The 15,632-nt window shown below is 40.2% G+C and carries 16 protein-coding genes; 5 read left to right on the top strand and 11 right to left on the bottom strand.

The features are described from left to right. Nucleotides 1-136 precede the first annotated feature (136 nt). The 3 genes from WFH04_RS11305 to WFH04_RS11295 form a co-directional block, all read right to left on the bottom strand. Complete coding sequence (locus WFH04_RS11305) at nt 137-484, bottom strand: VOC family protein (protein WP_336824158.1); 348 nt, start codon at nt 482-484, stop codon at nt 137-139. A 59-nt stretch (nt 485-543) separates the two neighbouring features. After that, nucleotides 544-711, bottom strand: coding sequence for a hypothetical protein (locus tag WFH04_RS11300; protein ID WP_336824157.1), 168 nt, complete (start codon nt 709-711; stop codon nt 544-546). 62 nt (nt 712-773) lie between these two features. Next, the gene (locus WFH04_RS11295; RefSeq protein ID WP_336824156.1) at nt 774-2,207 is read right to left on the bottom strand and encodes a vWA domain-containing protein; all 1,434 of its coding nucleotides are present in this window, start codon (nt 2,205-2,207) and stop codon (nt 774-776) included. A 215-nt stretch (nt 2,208-2,422) separates the two neighbouring features. Here WFH04_RS11295 and WFH04_RS11290 point away from each other — a divergent pair, with 215 nt between their 5' ends. Next, nucleotides 2,423-3,274, top strand: a complete 852-nt coding sequence (locus WFH04_RS11290; RefSeq protein ID WP_336824155.1) for a cytochrome c oxidase assembly protein — start codon at nt 2,423-2,425, stop codon at nt 3,272-3,274. A 702-nt stretch (nt 3,275-3,976) separates the two neighbouring features. Here the strand turns inward: WFH04_RS11290 and WFH04_RS11285 are convergent. Continuing rightward, nucleotides 3,977-5,398: a sensor histidine kinase gene (locus tag WFH04_RS11285; RefSeq protein WP_336824160.1), complete on the bottom strand. Its 1,422-nt coding sequence runs from the start codon at nt 5,396-5,398 to the stop codon at nt 3,977-3,979. Next, nucleotides 5,395-6,078, bottom strand: coding sequence for a response regulator transcription factor (locus tag WFH04_RS11280; RefSeq protein WP_336824154.1), 684 nt, complete (start codon nt 6,076-6,078; stop codon nt 5,395-5,397). Before WFH04_RS11280 ends, WFH04_RS11285 begins: the two co-directional genes overlap by 4 nt. 122 nt (nt 6,079-6,200) lie before the next feature. Between WFH04_RS11280 and WFH04_RS11275 the strand changes: the two genes are divergently transcribed. Further along, nucleotides 6,201-7,370 (top strand): DUF418 domain-containing protein, encoded by a 1,170-nt coding sequence (locus WFH04_RS11275; protein ID WP_336824153.1) that lies wholly within the window; start codon nt 6,201-6,203, stop codon nt 7,368-7,370. Between the two features lie 62 nt (nt 7,371-7,432). Here the strand turns inward: WFH04_RS11275 and aspA are convergent, their stop codons facing one another. From aspA to WFH04_RS11245, 6 genes are all read right to left on the bottom strand, one after another. Next, nucleotides 7,433-8,848, bottom strand: coding sequence for an aspartate ammonia-lyase (gene aspA, locus WFH04_RS11270; RefSeq protein ID WP_336824152.1), 1,416 nt, complete (start codon nt 8,846-8,848; stop codon nt 7,433-7,435). Between the two features lie 185 nt (nt 8,849-9,033). Further along, nucleotides 9,034-9,504, bottom strand: coding sequence for an S-ribosylhomocysteine lyase (locus WFH04_RS11265; RefSeq protein WP_336824151.1), 471 nt, complete (start codon nt 9,502-9,504; stop codon nt 9,034-9,036). Nucleotides 9,505-9,718: 214 nt separating this feature from the next. After that, nucleotides 9,719-11,074, bottom strand: coding sequence for a tripartite tricarboxylate transporter permease (locus WFH04_RS11260; protein WP_336824150.1), 1,356 nt, complete (start codon nt 11,072-11,074; stop codon nt 9,719-9,721). After that, nucleotides 11,071-11,499, bottom strand: a complete 429-nt coding sequence (locus WFH04_RS11255) for a hypothetical protein (protein ID WP_336824149.1) — start codon at nt 11,497-11,499, stop codon at nt 11,071-11,073. The genes WFH04_RS11260 and WFH04_RS11255 overlap by 4 nt, the downstream gene beginning before the upstream one ends. Before the next feature lies 1 nt (nt 11,500). Continuing rightward, nucleotides 11,501-12,769 carry a hydroxymethylglutaryl-CoA reductase, degradative gene (locus tag WFH04_RS11250; protein WP_336824148.1) on the bottom strand — a complete coding sequence of 423 codons (1,269 nt, stop codon included), beginning with the start codon at nt 12,767-12,769 and terminating at the stop codon, nt 11,501-11,503. Between the two features lie 125 nt (nt 12,770-12,894). Further along, nucleotides 12,895-13,446 carry a helix-turn-helix domain-containing protein gene (locus tag WFH04_RS11245; protein WP_336824147.1) on the bottom strand — a complete coding sequence of 184 codons (552 nt, stop codon included), beginning with the start codon at nt 13,444-13,446 and terminating at the stop codon, nt 12,895-12,897. A gap of 333 nt (nt 13,447-13,779) precedes the next feature. On the opposite strand from WFH04_RS11245, the gene WFH04_RS11240 reads away from it, so the two are divergent. The 3 genes from WFH04_RS11240 to WFH04_RS11230 are packed head-to-tail and all read left to right on the top strand — an operon-like array spanning nt 13,780 to nt 15,627. Next, entirely contained in the window at nt 13,780-14,157 is a 378-nt protein-coding gene (locus WFH04_RS11240; protein WP_336824146.1) for a GntR family transcriptional regulator, read from the top strand. Beyond that, entirely contained in the window at nt 14,157-15,038 is an 882-nt protein-coding gene (locus WFH04_RS11235) for an ABC transporter ATP-binding protein (protein WP_336824145.1), read from the top strand. The genes WFH04_RS11240 and WFH04_RS11235 overlap by 1 nt, the downstream gene beginning before the upstream one ends. Further along, nucleotides 15,019-15,627, top strand: coding sequence for an ABC-2 transporter permease (locus WFH04_RS11230; protein ID WP_336824144.1), 609 nt, complete (start codon nt 15,019-15,021; stop codon nt 15,625-15,627). The genes WFH04_RS11235 and WFH04_RS11230 overlap by 20 nt, the downstream gene beginning before the upstream one ends. The last annotated feature ends 5 nt before the right edge of the window (nt 15,628-15,632 follow it).

Genomic DNA, 15,632 nt, shown 5'->3' with positions numbered 1-15,632 from the left:
CGCCTTGTCTGACAAGCGTTTTCAAGTCAAGCTGGGCAAACACCTATCTCATGACTACAAACCTTAAAAGGACTGTAGACAAAGTAAAAAGATACTTTGTCTACAGTCTGAGGTACCGCATCATTGCGGTACCTTTTCATTTCTTTTCAATCAATCCAATTCCTAAGCCTGTAGGATCTACCAAGTACGCCAAATAAAAATCATCAAACTCCATTTTTTCCCTAACAGTCAGCGCACCCATTTCTCTACCTTTCCGAATCGTTTCGTCAATTGAAGCTACTTCCATTTGAATGCGTATCCCATGAGGATAATCAATAGGTCCTTTGCAAATACCGCCACCAATGCTTCCCGGTTCCTTAGATGTAGAAACTGGCCAATAATCATGGTTAGGAGCTTCCACTGACCAACCAAACAACTCTTTGTAAAATTCGATTGATTGTTCAGGATGTTGACTGTTTAACTCAAATCCAACGACTTTCCCCATTCCTTCCCCCCTTTCTCTCATTCATCACATCATTTCTCTGTTAACAACATATAGTTACATCATTTCAAAAAAGGAACAAAATGCTCTAAAAGCAAAATAATAGCGACCGTCAGGACAATGGTAACAACTGTTTCTAATATAGAGTATTTCTTTTTATCCTTCTCCCAGACATAATTATGAATAATAATGACGGCAGAAATGACAACTATCAGTTGAATTGGCCCCATTTCATCCCTCCATCGCTAGAGCATAATCTTGAGCGGTCTTTCTATACTCCTCTTATTTATCATTAATTTTTCTTCTTTAACTCTTTCATCCGATTAATATAATCCTCGATCTTCTTATCTATTCGATCTACTTCATCATTGATCATTTTGTTTTTCGTTTCTATCCATTGTTCAAGCATGCCTCTGTATTCTTCGCGGTGCTTCTCAATGATCGACAGTAATTCATCTCTTGTAGATTCATCGATCATCCCTTCGCGCTCTAAAAGATTTGCCGCTCCAACAAAGCGGTCGCTTTCTATACGAATCGAGCCTCTCGCACGGTCTCCCAATCTTCGAACTTTGTCGTGCGCCATTGTTTTTGGCCAAGCGTCTGCCTTTACAAACATTAAACCGACAAGATCCAAGTCTGACGGTAACCAAAGCTTTGACATATTGCTTGAAAAGTCTTCTAATGTGTCAGCAGCCATATACGTGCCATTCCCGGCTTCTGCCACTTCTTTTAATTGGCTTTCCGACTGTTGATCCACTTGAAAGCCGATGACGTTAACATGGCGATCTTTCGACAACTCCGCAAATGCCTTCGCTTCGGCTACTGGATCACCATCGCAGGTTTCCGCACCATCACTGACAATATAGAGCGTAATGTCTTCTGTCGACTGTTCATGGTCCAAACGAGCCTGTTTAATGGCACCCGCCAATGGTGTCCATCCACTTGCCTTTACTTCATCAACTGCTTTATCGAATTCAGTTTCTGTATATTCCCCTAAAGGATACACTTCGTCAATCGTACTGCATGATACGTTTTTGTCCGCTTTGTTCTGTGTTCCTGCGTGCCCATAAACATATAAGGAAACATCGCTTTCCTTTCCAATCGTCATCGCAAAGCCTTTGACGGCACTTTTCGCCGTATCCATTTTCAACCTTCCATCCGCATGAAGCAGCATACTGGAGCTCGCATCCAACAAAATAATTGCTTTTGACGGTAAGGTTGCAGGTTTCCCTTCGACATTTATCTCATATGGCTCTGGCAAAATCGGCTCTTTAAACGAAGGAGAGTAATCGACCAATGGCTGGATCGTTTCCTTGAACTGGGCTCCTCCTAATAAATGAAGAAACACACCATACAATTCTTCGGGTTTCTGTGTAACGACTGTAATGCCTTCCATTTCACTTAAAAACGCTTCCCTTATATCAGAATGCACTTCCTTGCCGATCCATATAGACGTTTCCCGTTCAACCGAAAAATCCTTTGTTAATTCCCCAGGAGGAAGTGCGGCAAGCTCTTCAAGAGACGTTGCCCGCTTACCTGTTGGAACAGGATCTTCCGTTTCGCTTTCCGTCTCTTCTTCAGTCTCTTCCACGATTTCTTTATCAGCTTTATCAGCTTTATCCGTTTGTTGTTCTTTTGCAATAAAAGATTTTTCACTCTCCCCTTTTGAACAGCCGGACAGAGCGATTAACGCAGCAAAAAGGACAATTGTCATTTTCAATTTCATAGAGCAACCCCCTAAACTATTAATATTGATACGGGCAATCAATCGAATAGTTTCTTCTAAAATCCCAATTACCTCTTTTATACAAGTAATTTTCCATTGATTAGTAGGATTACAGTTAAAAGACCTATGCTATCTTATCTTAACCGACAGGGCATAATACGGAACGAATCTCTCATATACTTTAATAGTGTCTATCAAAAAGGAAGGAGGTACTGTTGCTGACCTTTGAATTTATCCTCATCGGAAAAACGACTTGGAACTACCCGCTACTCATTGCCATCATTCTCATTGCCGTCATTTACTTAGCACTAATCCATCGATTCGCTAAAGAACATTTCGTTCCCTTTCAACCTATTTCCTTTTTCATTAGCTGCGCATTGTTTCTCTTTATAGCAGCCAGTCCGTTTGCGATAATCAGCCATCTATCATTCAGTTTACATATGGTTCAAATGAGCATCCTTTACTTCATTATTCCTCCTTTAATGATGTTAGGCATCCCTGAGCAATTGCTAAACCAGCTTCCGCGTTTTCCTAAGCATAAATGGCTTACCTTGCCTCGTCTCTCTCCCAAGAATGCCCTTTATACATTCGCAACCTTATTTCTGCTGTATCATCTCCCTTTTATTCTAACAATCATTGCAGGTAATCCTCTATTGAAAAATGGCTATTTGTTTCTTCTATTTGCATTATCATTCAGCATGTGGAAACCACTCGCATCACCCGATCCATTGTTCAGATTATGCACTTGTAAAATGAAACGGTATGCCTTTATTAGCGGTGTTGCCATTACACCAGCATGCCTTTTATTTATTGGATCGGCCTTCTTAGGATATACAGGCAATCCACTTTTCGACCAACTCATCGCCCATCTTTGCGGGCCTGCTAATTTGGACGCTCTCCCCATTATGCCATGGCCTTTCAACACAAAATATGATCAGGTGCTTGCTGGTTTTCTAATGATAGGCTTGCACAAGCTTAGTCTCTTTATGACACTTCGGCTCGAACGAAAAATATCTATACATTTTTATGAGGGGTTAGAATCGGAGGTTGAAAAGCGATGTGTTTAATTTTCCAAAATAAAACCCTCGATCGACTGCTCGACCGAGGGTGCTAAAAAGATTTATCTTGTGTAGGAAACGACTGCATTGTGGAAATTGCGAAGTGCATGGACTGCTTCAGCCTTTGTAGTGAACTCAAAAATCCGAAAGCTTTTTTGTTCAAATACGGTTAATACCCACATTGTGCATTCTCCTTTGAAGTTATTTTTGTTTTTCAATGCCTTTCTTACTTCTCATTCTACTTTAACTTTTGAAAAACGATAGATGCATGTGAAGTATTTCACAATTCGTTCAAAGACGAAGCGCTTACATGCGTCAACTTTGTGAAAAGGAAACATAATGAGCTGATTGACGAGATGATGCAGTCAATTGTTCCAACAATTGCTTGCTAAAAAGGTTGTGCAACGTTGCTGAGGATCTGTCTATGCGGACGATTATGATTAGCGCATTCTGGTTTTCGCGTGGCCTGCTGACGTCTTGTGCACTTAGACTGCCTTCCACATGACAAGCGTTTTATGCCAGGCTCGGCAAACACCTATTTTATGACTACAAACCATAAAAAGACTGTAGACAAAGTGAAAATATTTTTTGTCTACAGTCTGATTTTCCTTTTTACAACGTCTACTACACTCTTCTACTTTTCAATCTAATCAATAGTCCACTACTTTATCGTTTTTCATTAGCATTAAGAAGAAAAAAGCAAATCGGTCTCTATGCATTCACAATTGGCAGAGAGATTGTTAGGAGTGCGCCACCATTATCACCATTTTCAGCGCGGATCGTTCCATCGTGTTTTTCGATAATGGATTTCGCAATATGAAGACCTAATCCTGCATGTCCCTTCCTTCGACTCCCTTGGTAAAATGCATCGAACAGCTTCGTTATTTGTTCTGCCGAAAACCCCGGTCCATCATCAGCTATTTTTATAGTGATTCGCTCCTCTTTTAGATGTACTTCAAAAAGAATTTCACCTTGATCGACGAAACGTATACTATTGGAAAGTAAATTATTAAATACTTGTGTCAGCCGATGAGGATCTGCCTTTATATTTACCTTCTGTTCACGTTCATCTTCTATTTTCCCGATGAATTGGACCCCTTCCTCCTTACAAAGAAGTTCATAGTCCTCCAGCTTATCAATAAGGAATTCCATTGGATCAAATTCCACTTTACACAACTCAAACGAATCGCTTTCCAAAATAGCTGTGTCACTAAGATCATGAACAAGTTTTACTGCACTTGCCATATTCTTTTTTATGACAGGTATATATCGCTCAAATCGATCGATTCCTTTTTTATGTGCTTCCTCTAGCCCTTCAACATGGCCTTGGATAATGGTCAAAGGTGTGCGAATATCATGCGCCAAAGCAGCAATTGCTTCCTTCCTCTTCTTTTGCATATTCCATTCGCGTTGCAAAGAATCCGACAATTCATCCCTCATTTGTTCAAAGGCGATGGTCAACTCCTTCACTTCTGTAATGTTTCCGGAGTCATTAAACGAAAACTGCAAATTTCGATCGCGAATAGAAGCAGTAGCTTCCATCAATTGACCAAGCGGCTTTTTCAATTGAAGGCTCAACCTCCTGACGAACAAAATCGTAAAGAGAGTAATGTATAGAAAAGGGGCGAATAGAAAGAGGAATGAAATTATTTTCACTAACATTACTTCCGATTCATTAATAGCTGTTACCTTCAATGTATAATATAAGAGCAGCACTCCTTGCAAGGAGCCCTCCTCTGATAGAATCGGTATGTATTTTTCATAATAATCGCCTGGTCCAGAATTAACTAAGTTCAAATTTTCCAGCAGCCGCTCTTTCGTCATATCAGATTTGTCAGGAAGAGTACCGTATTGATAACCGCCATTTTTATTGACGACTTTATATTTGAATCCTTCTTTTGGAATAATTTGCTCTAAAAATTCCTTTCCTGACTCTTCCATCAAACTGTCTTTTTCCCGCTTTACTTGTTCCTCAATCGAAGGAATCATTTTTTCATAATGGTTTGCATAATACGTCTTATCTTCACCAATGAAGAGCAGAGCAACCCATGTAATGAGCGTACATCCAAAGCTAACTAGTAAAATTTTCACAATTAGCCGGTGAAGCCTGCTTTTGATCGACACTGTTTTCATACCCACTTATAACCTACTCCCCAAACCGTTTGAATAAATGTGGCGGTCGGATCGATTTCCTGGAACTTTGCTCTAATTTTCTTTATATGCTCTGTTACCGTTGAATCATCTCCATCCGCTTCAAGCCCCCAAACCCGTTCATATATATGAGACCTTGAAAACACTTGCCCTTTATGCAATGAAAGAAACCAGACGATAGCGAATTGCTTGCTCGTCAATTCTACTTCAACCCCGTTTAACCTCACTGAACGTCCTTTATAGTCAATCGTCAACTTTTCAAATCGAAGTTCCGTTGTTTCTTTCTCATTTATTTTTCGTCTTTCACGTCTTAAATGGGCATGGACCCTCGCTTTTAATTCAGACAAGCTGAACGGTTTCACGATATAGTCATCGCCACCGACAACGAGTCCTTTCACCCGATCCGTTTCGTCTTGGCAAGCACTTAGAAAAATGATTGGTCCACGGACGACAGATCGGATTTGCTCGCACACCTCAAAACCATCCAATCCGTCCATCATGACGTCCAACAATACAATATCCGGCTTTTTTGCCGCTTCTATAATCGCCTGTTCACCATTAAATGCTGTGAGAATCTCATACCCTTCGTCTTCCAACGCATCTTGAATAAAGGAAACAATCTCTTCCTCATCATCTACGATTAAAATTGTTTCTTTCGCCATTATGCATCTTTCCTTTTCTTCGATCATATCTTTCAATTCTAACGAAAGTATAATATTCGCCGTTATATTTCCTTTATCCTTTATTTGTACTCTATCACTAAAGAGTCATAGGAGGATATCAGATGAAACGGATTGAAGTTTTGGACGGTTTACGCGGTTTTGCTTTGCTCGGGATTTTAATTGTAAATATTAACTTTTTCAATGAATCTCTAATGGCAATCAGCCTCGGGGGGACACCTGTGGAAGGATGGTGGAATGAAACGATTAAAGCCGTTTCCGTTCTATTTGTAGAAGGAAAATTCCTTTTATTATTTTCATTTTTATTCGGATACGGTGCAGTGATTTTATACTCGAATGCTGAAGCTGCCGGTAGAAAATTCACTCCAATGTTCATAAGGAGAATGATGGCTTTACTTCTTTTCGGCATTTTACACGGCATTTTCATTTGGCATGGCGATATTTTAACTAGCTATGCATTGTTGGGTCTTCTTTTATTGCCATTTATTCGTCGAAGCTCAAAAACGCTCCTCGTTTGGTCCATCGTTCTTACATTGCTGATTCCAATTATGATGACAATTTTCATGGTTGTTGGCAGCCTATCAGGGCTCGACAATACCGAAAATATGTACACAATTGATCCGTCACAAATTATAGCTTTTCAACAGGAAGATCAACTAATTTACGGGGAAGGCACGTATACGGAAATAACAGTGAAGCGGATAAATGATTACATTGCTAGCTTGCTGAACATGATATTGTTTTCCCCTCAAATTTTAGGCACCTTTTTATTAGGAGCATATTTTGCGAAGCGGAATTTTTTTCATGACATTAATCGTAAAAAGAGCTCTTTCATAAAATTAGGGTGGATCGGTGGCATTGCAGGAATTGTATTCACGTTTCCACGGATTCTAACGGACTCTTCCAATACATTATTGGAGATAGGAAGTGTCTTTATCGGCTCACCTATGCTTATGCTTTCATATGTTTCCTTTTTCTCGATCGTCTTTATGAAGCATCCAAAGTTTTTACACTTTTTCACCTATCCAGGGAAAATGGCGTTTACAATGTACATTCTGCAATCCGTATTGTGCAGCCTTATTTTTTACAGCTATGGATTCGGCCTTTATGGCAAGTTAACATTATGGCAAACGACAGCAATCGCGATTGTCATTTTCGGACTGCAAGCTATCATCGGCAAAATGTGGCTGCAACGCTTCAAGAACGGTCCTTTGGAATATGTATGGAGAACTTTATATAAAGGAAAACTCGCTTTAAAAAGCAAAGCACAGTGAGCTTAACGAAAAAAGCCAATCGAACATAATAGTCGATTGGCTTCTCTCTATTCAATATGAAATTAGTAGTGCGTGACACTTTCCCTTTTCATTTCTGTCATTTGATACGGGTTTAAAATTGTATTTAACTCATCAGCAGAAAGCACATTGTAACGCAAGCATAGCTCTTTAAGCGGCACGCCTGTATCGAAAGATTCACGAGCAATTTTCGAAGACATTTCATAGCCGATGTATGGTGTCAACGCAGTAATTGTTCCGATGCTTCTTTCCACATAGTCTTGCATTTGCTCAACGTTTGCAGTGATGCCGCTAATGCAGTATTTGCGGAACACTTCAATGCCATTGTTCATGACTGTCAACGATTGCAATAAATTATAGACGAGTACAGGCTCCATAACGTTCAGTTCGAATTGGCCCGCTTCTGAAGCAAGGCTGATCGTATGATCGTTGCCGATTACTTGGAAAGCGATTTGGTTCATCACTTCAGCCATGACAGGGTTCACTTTGCCTGGCATGATGGACGAACCAGGCTGCCTTGCTGGTAAATTGATTTCGCTTAGTCCCGCTCTTGGTCCCGAAGCCATTAACCGCAAATCATTCGCCATTTTTGACAAATTGATCATGCAAATCTTCAAGGAAGAAGAGAGTTCGGTATAGACATCTGTGTTTTGTGTCGAGTCAATCAAGTTTTCAGCTGACCTTAACGGCAAGCCGCTAATGTCTCGAAGATGCTCGACTGCTGTTTCAATATAGCGCTCATTCGCATTCAACCCTGTGCCGATTGCAGTTGCACCCATATTGATTTCAGAAAGATGCTCTTTTGTTCTTCCGATCCGTTCCATATCACGTTCGATGACACTTCGGTAGGCACTGAATTCTTGTCCAAGACGTATCGGCACAGCATCTTGTAAATGTGTCCGACCCATTTTAATGACATGATCGAATTCCGTTTCTTTCGCTTTTAATTCATCGACGAAGCTTTCCATCGTTTCAAGAAGCTGATTGACGAGCTGTTGTGCTGCTATTTTAATTGCCGTCGGAAACGCATCGTTTGTCGACTGCGACATATTGACATGATTGTTCGGACTGATGAATTGATAGTCGCCTTTATCTCGTCCCATTATTTCGAGCGCGCGGTTTGCGATCACTTCATTTGCATTCATGTTGAATGAAGTGCCAGCCCCCCCTTGAATTGGATCGACTATGAATTGGTCCGTCAATGTTCCAGCTATTACTTCATCCGCCGCCCTTGTAATGGCTAGGCCGATATCCTCAGGCAAGTCATTCGTAAGCACATTCGAAATCGCTGCAGCTTTTTTTACAATCCCGATTGCCCGAATGAGTTCTGGATGCATCCGCTCTTTCGTAATCGGAAAGTTCTCGGTTGCCCGTATCGTTTGGATTCCATAATATGCTGAGTCTGGAACCTCTTTCTCCCCTAAAAAATCTTTTTCAATTCTTTTCGCTAACAAATCCATTTTACCTTTTCATCTCCCTATAACATCGCCATAAGGCGTACAATGAACTTATACTGAATCAAGCAATAGTACCGCTTGGCTCCATGTCCATCGTACGCCTTTTATTATAGGAACGCCACCGTTTTTTACCCCTTTTTTAAAGAAAAAACAAATCTTTGTTTACAGCATCAAAAATATGGAATTTCTTAAAATACGGTTGCCCACTCAGCTCGCTTTTCCAACATCTCTTTTGCGGCCTTCTTTGCACCTTCAAGACTGTGACTTGCCGCCCAACCACACTGAATTTCATTGCATGCGGGCACTTCATTGGCAGCGAGGACGTCATTTAATGTCTTTTCTAAAATAGCAAGGACGTCTTCGTAATCATCATGATTAATAAACGCCATATAGTAACCTGTCTGGCATCCCATCGGACTGATGTCTACGATTCGATCAGAATGATTTCTGCTAAATTCCGCCATCATATGCTCCAATGAATGAATGGCAGGCATTTCGAGATGCTCCTTATTCGGCTGGCAAAAGCGAATATCATATTTTCGAACGACATCGCCATTTACACCTTCTTTCACACCTGCTAAACGTACAAACGGCGCTTTCACTTTCGTATGATCCAAATTAAAGCTTTCCACATTCATCTTTTTTTCCGTTGTCGACATCCCGATCGCTCCCTTTCCATGCGTTTATTAAAATTCATTAAACTATACTTCTATGCCTGATCAAGTATGCAGATTTTTTAACTATCAATATCTTATAGATTTACTTGGATTTAGAATATCAAGATTCCGAAGAGTTAGCAAGTTCTTAAATCTCTTTTTATATAAAAAACCAGTGAATAGAATTTTTCCATTCACTGGTTCTGTTCAACTCATATTAAAATCCAAACAATTTCAACACGATATAGCTGGAAGCGTAGAACACCATGAATTGTACGCCAGCACCGATACCTAAGATACGGTTTAACAAACCGCCAACCATTGCAACCGTCATTGTCAAGACAATCCCAACAAGCTGTGCCTCATGGTAGGCAAGTAAACATGCAAGTCCGATAAACATCGCCACAATTGCCTCTTGGCTGACAAACTTCAATACAAGGACAGATGCCTTCCTTGCATAATTCATTGAAAACGGATAAGCGATCAGTGCTGCTACTGTAATACCAATCAATCCGTAAATGAAAAAGTCAAAGGTTGTCAAATGTGTATGCAAGTTATTGATTGGATCGACTGTAAACACTGGCGGAGCATTGAATAAAGGTGACGCAGGTCCAAGAGCGACCGGGCTTAACGGAATCCCGAAAGCAATCAATGGAATAATAGCTTCCGCGATGTACGTTGACTCAGTTACTCCATTCATGACAGTTAAGCTCGTAGTCGATTTTTTATATGCTCCTTTTGTTCGGGAGCCTACGATTTCCCCCATTAAAGACGTCATCCCTACCGGACTAAAAACGAAAGTCAATGAAGAGATGAACGTCGTGATCGAGGTAAATCCTGTTTGTCTTTTCGTTAATATTTTAAACGGATTCGGAAAATATCCTTTCCATCCCTTCGTTTCGGGAGCTAAATGGTATTCGTTCGGCTTATCGCGAACGATCGCTTTTTTCGCAGCAGGTGATGCTGCGATCAAAATATCCGATAACATTGGGCCTATCGCAATTCCAAGGAAAAATGTAATGGACAAATGCTTGTCCAATATCGAAAAGCTCAATGTATCTAGACCTTTAATAAAGAATGCAAACGGCACGATTGCCAAAATACTTGCCCATTTCCCTTTGGAGAAAAAAGCAATTAAGAAGGCAGCTAACGTAAAAATTAGTCCCGATGAAGATTTAAAGAAATCCGCAAACTGGCCCAAAAACTGCCCTAATAATACAGCAGTCGGCAATGCGATAAATGCCCCGATAATACCGCCCGAAATCATTTTTCTCAGCGCGATGTGCGGCATTCCCATACGCCTTAATGTATTTGCGTGATCGATTAACGGAACTGCTGTTGTATCTCCGGGAATCCCCATGAGTGCGGTCGGTACAGCATGCGTTAAATGCTTCGACAGAACCGCTGCCATGAAGAACGCAAACACACCTTCAGGAGGTGCACCAAGAAGAATGACTAAGAGCGTGATCGGCACCATGATCGCCGTTTCATCGGTCCCAGAAATTAAACCGATTAGCGTAAAAATGAGGGCACCGGCAAGCGCAAACAAAAGAGCAACGACAAATACGCTCATCTTGTCCCCTCCTTGCGTTTAAAGTTTTCAAGTACACCTAATTCTTCAAGCTCTTTTTTCGTAACTGGATCTTCATGAATTAAGCGAATTTCTTCCTCAGCATCCAATTGAAGATCAGCAAAAACGTCTTCCATGTTTTCAGCTGATACTTCATCCTCAACTAAAACCCGCTTTGGCCTGAAAAGGTATGAGTTCAGGAAAAGAATGCCGACTGTGCCGGCAATTCCCAACAATAATGAATAGGAATTTACCATTTGTGCATCTGCGAATTTCGGAAAGACCCATTGCCCTAATTTGTATCCGCCTATGCTGACAGCAACACTTAATACGACCGAGACGATCAATTGCTTCTCGGAAACTGTATCTCCTAATATTTCGATGAAGGAACGAGATTTCTCCGAGTCCTTCTCTTGATTGCTACTCATTTTAGTCCTCCCCTTGTACTGCCTTTGTAATTTGCAGGATGCGGTCATACCGTAAATCTTTTTCTTCAACTGCCTGCCGAACAATTATATCAATATTTTCCGCAGTTGCACCTGCCATGATCGCTAAATTTTTCGCGTGAAGACGCATATGGCCTGTTTGAATGCCTTCCGCAGACAATGCACGCAAGCTTGCAGCATTTTCAGCAAGCCCTAATGCTGCGATAATGCCAGCTAATTCATCAGCAGAAGTAACCCCTAATATTTTTAAACTCGCTTTCGCGACTGGATGCGTTTTCGTTGCTCCTCCAATAATGCCGACTGCCATCGGCAATTCGATCGTCCCGACTAAGTTACCGTCCTTATCCATTTCCCATTTCGTCAAGGATCGGTATTTACCAGTACGCGCCGCATAAGCATGCGCTCCCGCTTCAACCGCTCTCGTGTCATTGCCCGTTGCCAATACGACCGCCGAAATTCCGTTCATCACACCTTTATTATGAGTGGCTGCCCTGTATGGATCCGCATCCGCAAATTCGAAAGCGTTTACAATATTTTTAACGACTTCTACGCCTCCTAATGCTTCCGCAGAAAACACACCACGGGCCCTTGCCAGCCTCTTATCGGCTAAGTTGGAAATAATGCGCAGAACGACACGCCCTCCAGTAATTTTCTCTATTAAAGGAGTTACAAATTCAGCCATTGTATTTACAGCATTCGCACCCATTGCATCTTTCGTGTCAACGAGCAAATGGATGACGACCATCGTTTCACGTGCTGTATTCACCATATGTACTTCTATATCTTTCACGCCGCCACCCAAGGCAACTAAAGTCGGATCCTTTTCATTGCAACGAGCCATGATTTCTTCTTTATGTTCAAGTACTCTCATTTTTGCGGCAAACGGATCAACAACATCCAACACTTGAATTTGTCCCCTCATGATTGTGCCACTCGTTGATGTAAAGAAACCACCTAAATCATACGCAGCCTTCGCAGCATTGCTCGCTGCCGCTATGACAGATGGCTCTTCTGTTACCATCGGAATAAACAGATCTTTGCCGTTAATTTTGAAATTTGCCGCCACCCCAAGCGGTAAACTGAATTGGCCGATGACATTTTCAACCATCGCATCTGCAGTCTTCATAGGCATTTGCTGCTTGTTCGATAAAATCTGCATCTCTTCATCGCTCAATCCCCGGCCAGCTGTTACGATGTTTAGTCTCTCTTCCACACTTAATTGATAGAACCCCTTTACTCTCGATGTAACCACATTTCTTCCTCCCTTTCGGAAATTATCATTCAACTTTGTTGAATAGCAGTATACCTCGACTATAATGGACGCGTAATTGATTGTAAATACAATAATTCAATTTTATGAACTTTTTCGACAAATCTTTAGGATTCCTCAATATATATTGTAAGTACTTTTGCGGTTTCATCGCTTTCCGGCAGGAAGATATGTGGGGTTCGTCCTGAGAAATAAGCAGAATCCCCTTTCAATAGAACAAATTCTTTGCTGCCGTACATCAGTTTTATAGAACCTGATAGTATAAAGATGAATTCATCATTCGGATGAACATATGGCTCGATCGTTACTGCTTCCGGTAAAACTGTAACAACTGTCGGACTAATGAAGCTTAAGTTCATTTTATTCGCCAACAATTCATAATCGTACCCTAATCCGTTGTTTTCCTTCCCCGCTTCCCGTTGGCCTTGGCGGACAATCGTCAAGTCGCCGTGTTCCTCTTGATCAATAAACCACGATGTCGGGCTGTCAAGCGCTTTCGCAATTTTGGATAAAGTCGTTAATGCGGGCGATGCTTGTCCATTTTCAATTTTGGAAACATGGCTTTTCGTAATATTCGCTAAGTCTGCCACTTGCTGCTGAGTCATTTTCTTTCTTAACCGTATGCTTTTAACTCTCTTTCCGATTTCAATCTTATCCATCCCATTGTTCACCCCATAATTTCTTTTCAAAACACATTCGGATACAATCTCTCGCTATTATAATACGAGTTGCTAATATCCGGTATCAATTAGAAGCATGAAGGTGCGTAGCATTTTCGAATAGTTGCCGCCTTTCACTTTATTGAACTGGTCTTTCTTTAACTATGGCAACCATTCATTGGTACTCTTTAAATCTGTACATTTTTCATTATATAAATCAATTCTGAAAATAAACCGATTTGTAAAAAGAAAAAAAGCAGTTGCAAATCTCCTTTTCACTGTGTATAGTGTATATAAAGTATATATACATTGTTTCGAGGAAGAGGTATTTGTATGCAAATAATAATTTCTAACACTTCAAAGGAGCCCATTTATGAGCAAATTTATGTGCAAATCAAAAAACACATTTTGACGAATGAATTACAAGCAGGAGAAGCGTTGCCATCAATGCGGCAATTAGCCAAAGACTTGGATATTAGTGTAATCACAACAAAACGTGCGTATGAAGAGCTTGAAAAAAACGGTTTTATCTTCTCGGTTGTCGGAAAAGGCTCTTTTGTGTCTGAACAAAACAATGAAATGATTCTTGAAAGGAAAAGGAAAGTAATTGAAGAACAATTACAGTCCGCGATTCAAAATAGTAAAGAAATAGGAGTCGACCTATCGGAGTTAATCGAATTACTAACATTGTTATATAAGGAGGAAACATGATGGAAAACGTAATTGAACTGCAAAATGTGAATAAGGCCTTCAAAGGATTTGAGCTTAAAGACATGTCTATCTCAGTAAAGAAAGGCTTTGTTACAGGTTTTATTGGTGGTAATGGAGTAGGAAAATCAACAACGATCAAGTTAATTATGAATTTATTGCAACCGGATAGTGGAGAAATTTCTCTTTTTGGTCTGAATTATAAAAAGCATGAAAAAGAAATTAAACAGCGAATCGGCTTTGTATTTGACCATAACGTTTTTTATGAGCATATTACATTGGCTGACATGAAGAAAATAATAAAACCCGCCTACAAGAACTGGGATGATGCCATATTTCATCAGTATGTAAATTTGTTTGAACTGCCATTGAAGAAACAAATAAAGACCTTTTCAAAAGGCATGATGATGAAGGCTTCACTCGCCTTTGCATTATCCCATCGCGCCGAGTTAATTATTATGGACGAACCGACATCGGGATTAGACCCTATATTTCGCAGGGAACTGTTAGACATCCTCCATGACCTTATGCAGGATGATGAAAGAACAATTTTCTTTTCTACACATATTACGACAGACTTAGATCGGATAGCAGATTATATAACCTTTATCCATAATGGACAGCATATTTTCACAAAAGAGCATTATAAAATCGAAGAAGACTATGCGATTGTGAAAGGCGAAACGAATTTATTAGATCGTGATACAGAGCAAGAATTTATCGGGATTCGAAAATCCAATCACGGATTTGAAGCATTGACGACAAACAAACAACGTACAGCAAATCTCTTTGGTGATACGGTCATTTTGGAGAAACCGACACTTGAGGATATTATGCTCTATACAAAGAAAGGAAATGATCAATATGTTAAATCTTATTCGTAAAGATATTGCGTTACAGAAAAACACATTACTCATACTATTGCCTGCATTATTTCTCGCTTTATTAATAGATAGATCTATTATTTGGGTAGGCGTTTTATTTTGCTTCGCGATCATTATGCAAAGTTTTGCGTTGGATGAAAAACCCACAACCAATCTTTTAATGAATTCTTTACCGTATACCCGTAAAGAAATTGTCAGTGCCAAATATATAGGTGCATTTGTTTTTACTTTCATTATTTTGTCGACGATTGTGATAAGCAATTTAATCATTCATAGAGAAGTAACTCAATTGGATCATTTACTGTTTATCGCAGGTGTTATTGTACTGTTTGTTTCATTTGCTTTTCCATTCTCCTATCTATTAAAAAGTCAGTATTTGATGATCGCTTGTGGAGTTTTGTTTGTCCTTTATATCGTACTTGTCAATAAGTTCGTACTTGATTTGAACGATCGATTACGTGAGGTTGTCCAAAAGATCCTTTCATTTGATAGTTCTCTGTTATATGCAGGTGGGATACTGGCAGCATTACTTCTCTACATCTTTTCCTGGATGCTCTCGGTACGTATTTATAGTAAAAAAGTATTTTAAAGAGG

It is taken from the genome of Sporosarcina sp. USHLN248, from assembly GCF_037144575.1.
Classification (GTDB): domain Bacteria; phylum Bacillota; class Bacilli; order Bacillales_A; family Planococcaceae; genus Sporosarcina; species Sporosarcina contaminans.
The sequence above is the reverse complement of the archived record's forward strand: the minus strand, read 5'-3'. Positions and strand labels throughout refer to the sequence as shown.

Excerpts from the sequence above, each read along its gene's own strand:
- WFH04_RS11265 (WP_336824151.1), bottom strand. The coding sequence starts at position 9,504 with ATGTCGACAACGGAAAAAAAGATGAATGTGGAAAGCTTTAATTTGGAT.
- WFH04_RS11305 (WP_336824158.1), bottom strand. The coding sequence starts at position 484 with ATGGGGAAAGTCGTTGGATTTGAGTTAAACAGTCAACATCCTGAACAA.
- WFH04_RS11285 (WP_336824160.1), bottom strand. The coding sequence starts at position 5,398 with ATGAAAACAGTGTCGATCAAAAGCAGGCTTCACCGGCTAATTGTGAAA.
- WFH04_RS11295 (WP_336824156.1), bottom strand. The coding sequence starts at position 2,207 with ATGAAATTGAAAATGACAATTGTCCTTTTTGCTGCGTTAATCGCTCTG.
- WFH04_RS11245 (WP_336824147.1), bottom strand. The coding sequence starts at position 13,446 with ATGGATAAGATTGAAATCGGAAAGAGAGTTAAAAGCATACGGTTAAGA.
- WFH04_RS11235 (WP_336824145.1), top strand. The coding sequence starts at position 14,157 with ATGGAAAACGTAATTGAACTGCAAAATGTGAATAAGGCCTTCAAAGGA.
- WFH04_RS11240 (WP_336824146.1), top strand. The coding sequence starts at position 13,780 with ATGCAAATAATAATTTCTAACACTTCAAAGGAGCCCATTTATGAGCAA.
- WFH04_RS11230 (WP_336824144.1), top strand. The coding sequence starts at position 15,019 with ATGTTAAATCTTATTCGTAAAGATATTGCGTTACAGAAAAACACATTA.
- WFH04_RS11280 (WP_336824154.1), bottom strand. The coding sequence starts at position 6,078 with ATGGCGAAAGAAACAATTTTAATCGTAGATGATGAGGAAGAGATTGTT.
- WFH04_RS11260 (WP_336824150.1), bottom strand. The coding sequence starts at position 11,074 with ATGAGCGTATTTGTCGTTGCTCTTTTGTTTGCGCTTGCCGGTGCCCTC.
- aspA (WP_336824152.1), bottom strand. The coding sequence starts at position 8,848 with ATGGATTTGTTAGCGAAAAGAATTGAAAAAGATTTTTTAGGGGAGAAA.
- WFH04_RS11300 (WP_336824157.1), bottom strand. The coding sequence starts at position 711 with ATGGGGCCAATTCAACTGATAGTTGTCATTTCTGCCGTCATTATTATT.
- WFH04_RS11255 (WP_336824149.1), bottom strand. The coding sequence starts at position 11,499 with ATGAGTAGCAATCAAGAGAAGGACTCGGAGAAATCTCGTTCCTTCATC.
- WFH04_RS11275 (WP_336824153.1), top strand. The coding sequence starts at position 6,201 with ATGAAACGGATTGAAGTTTTGGACGGTTTACGCGGTTTTGCTTTGCTC.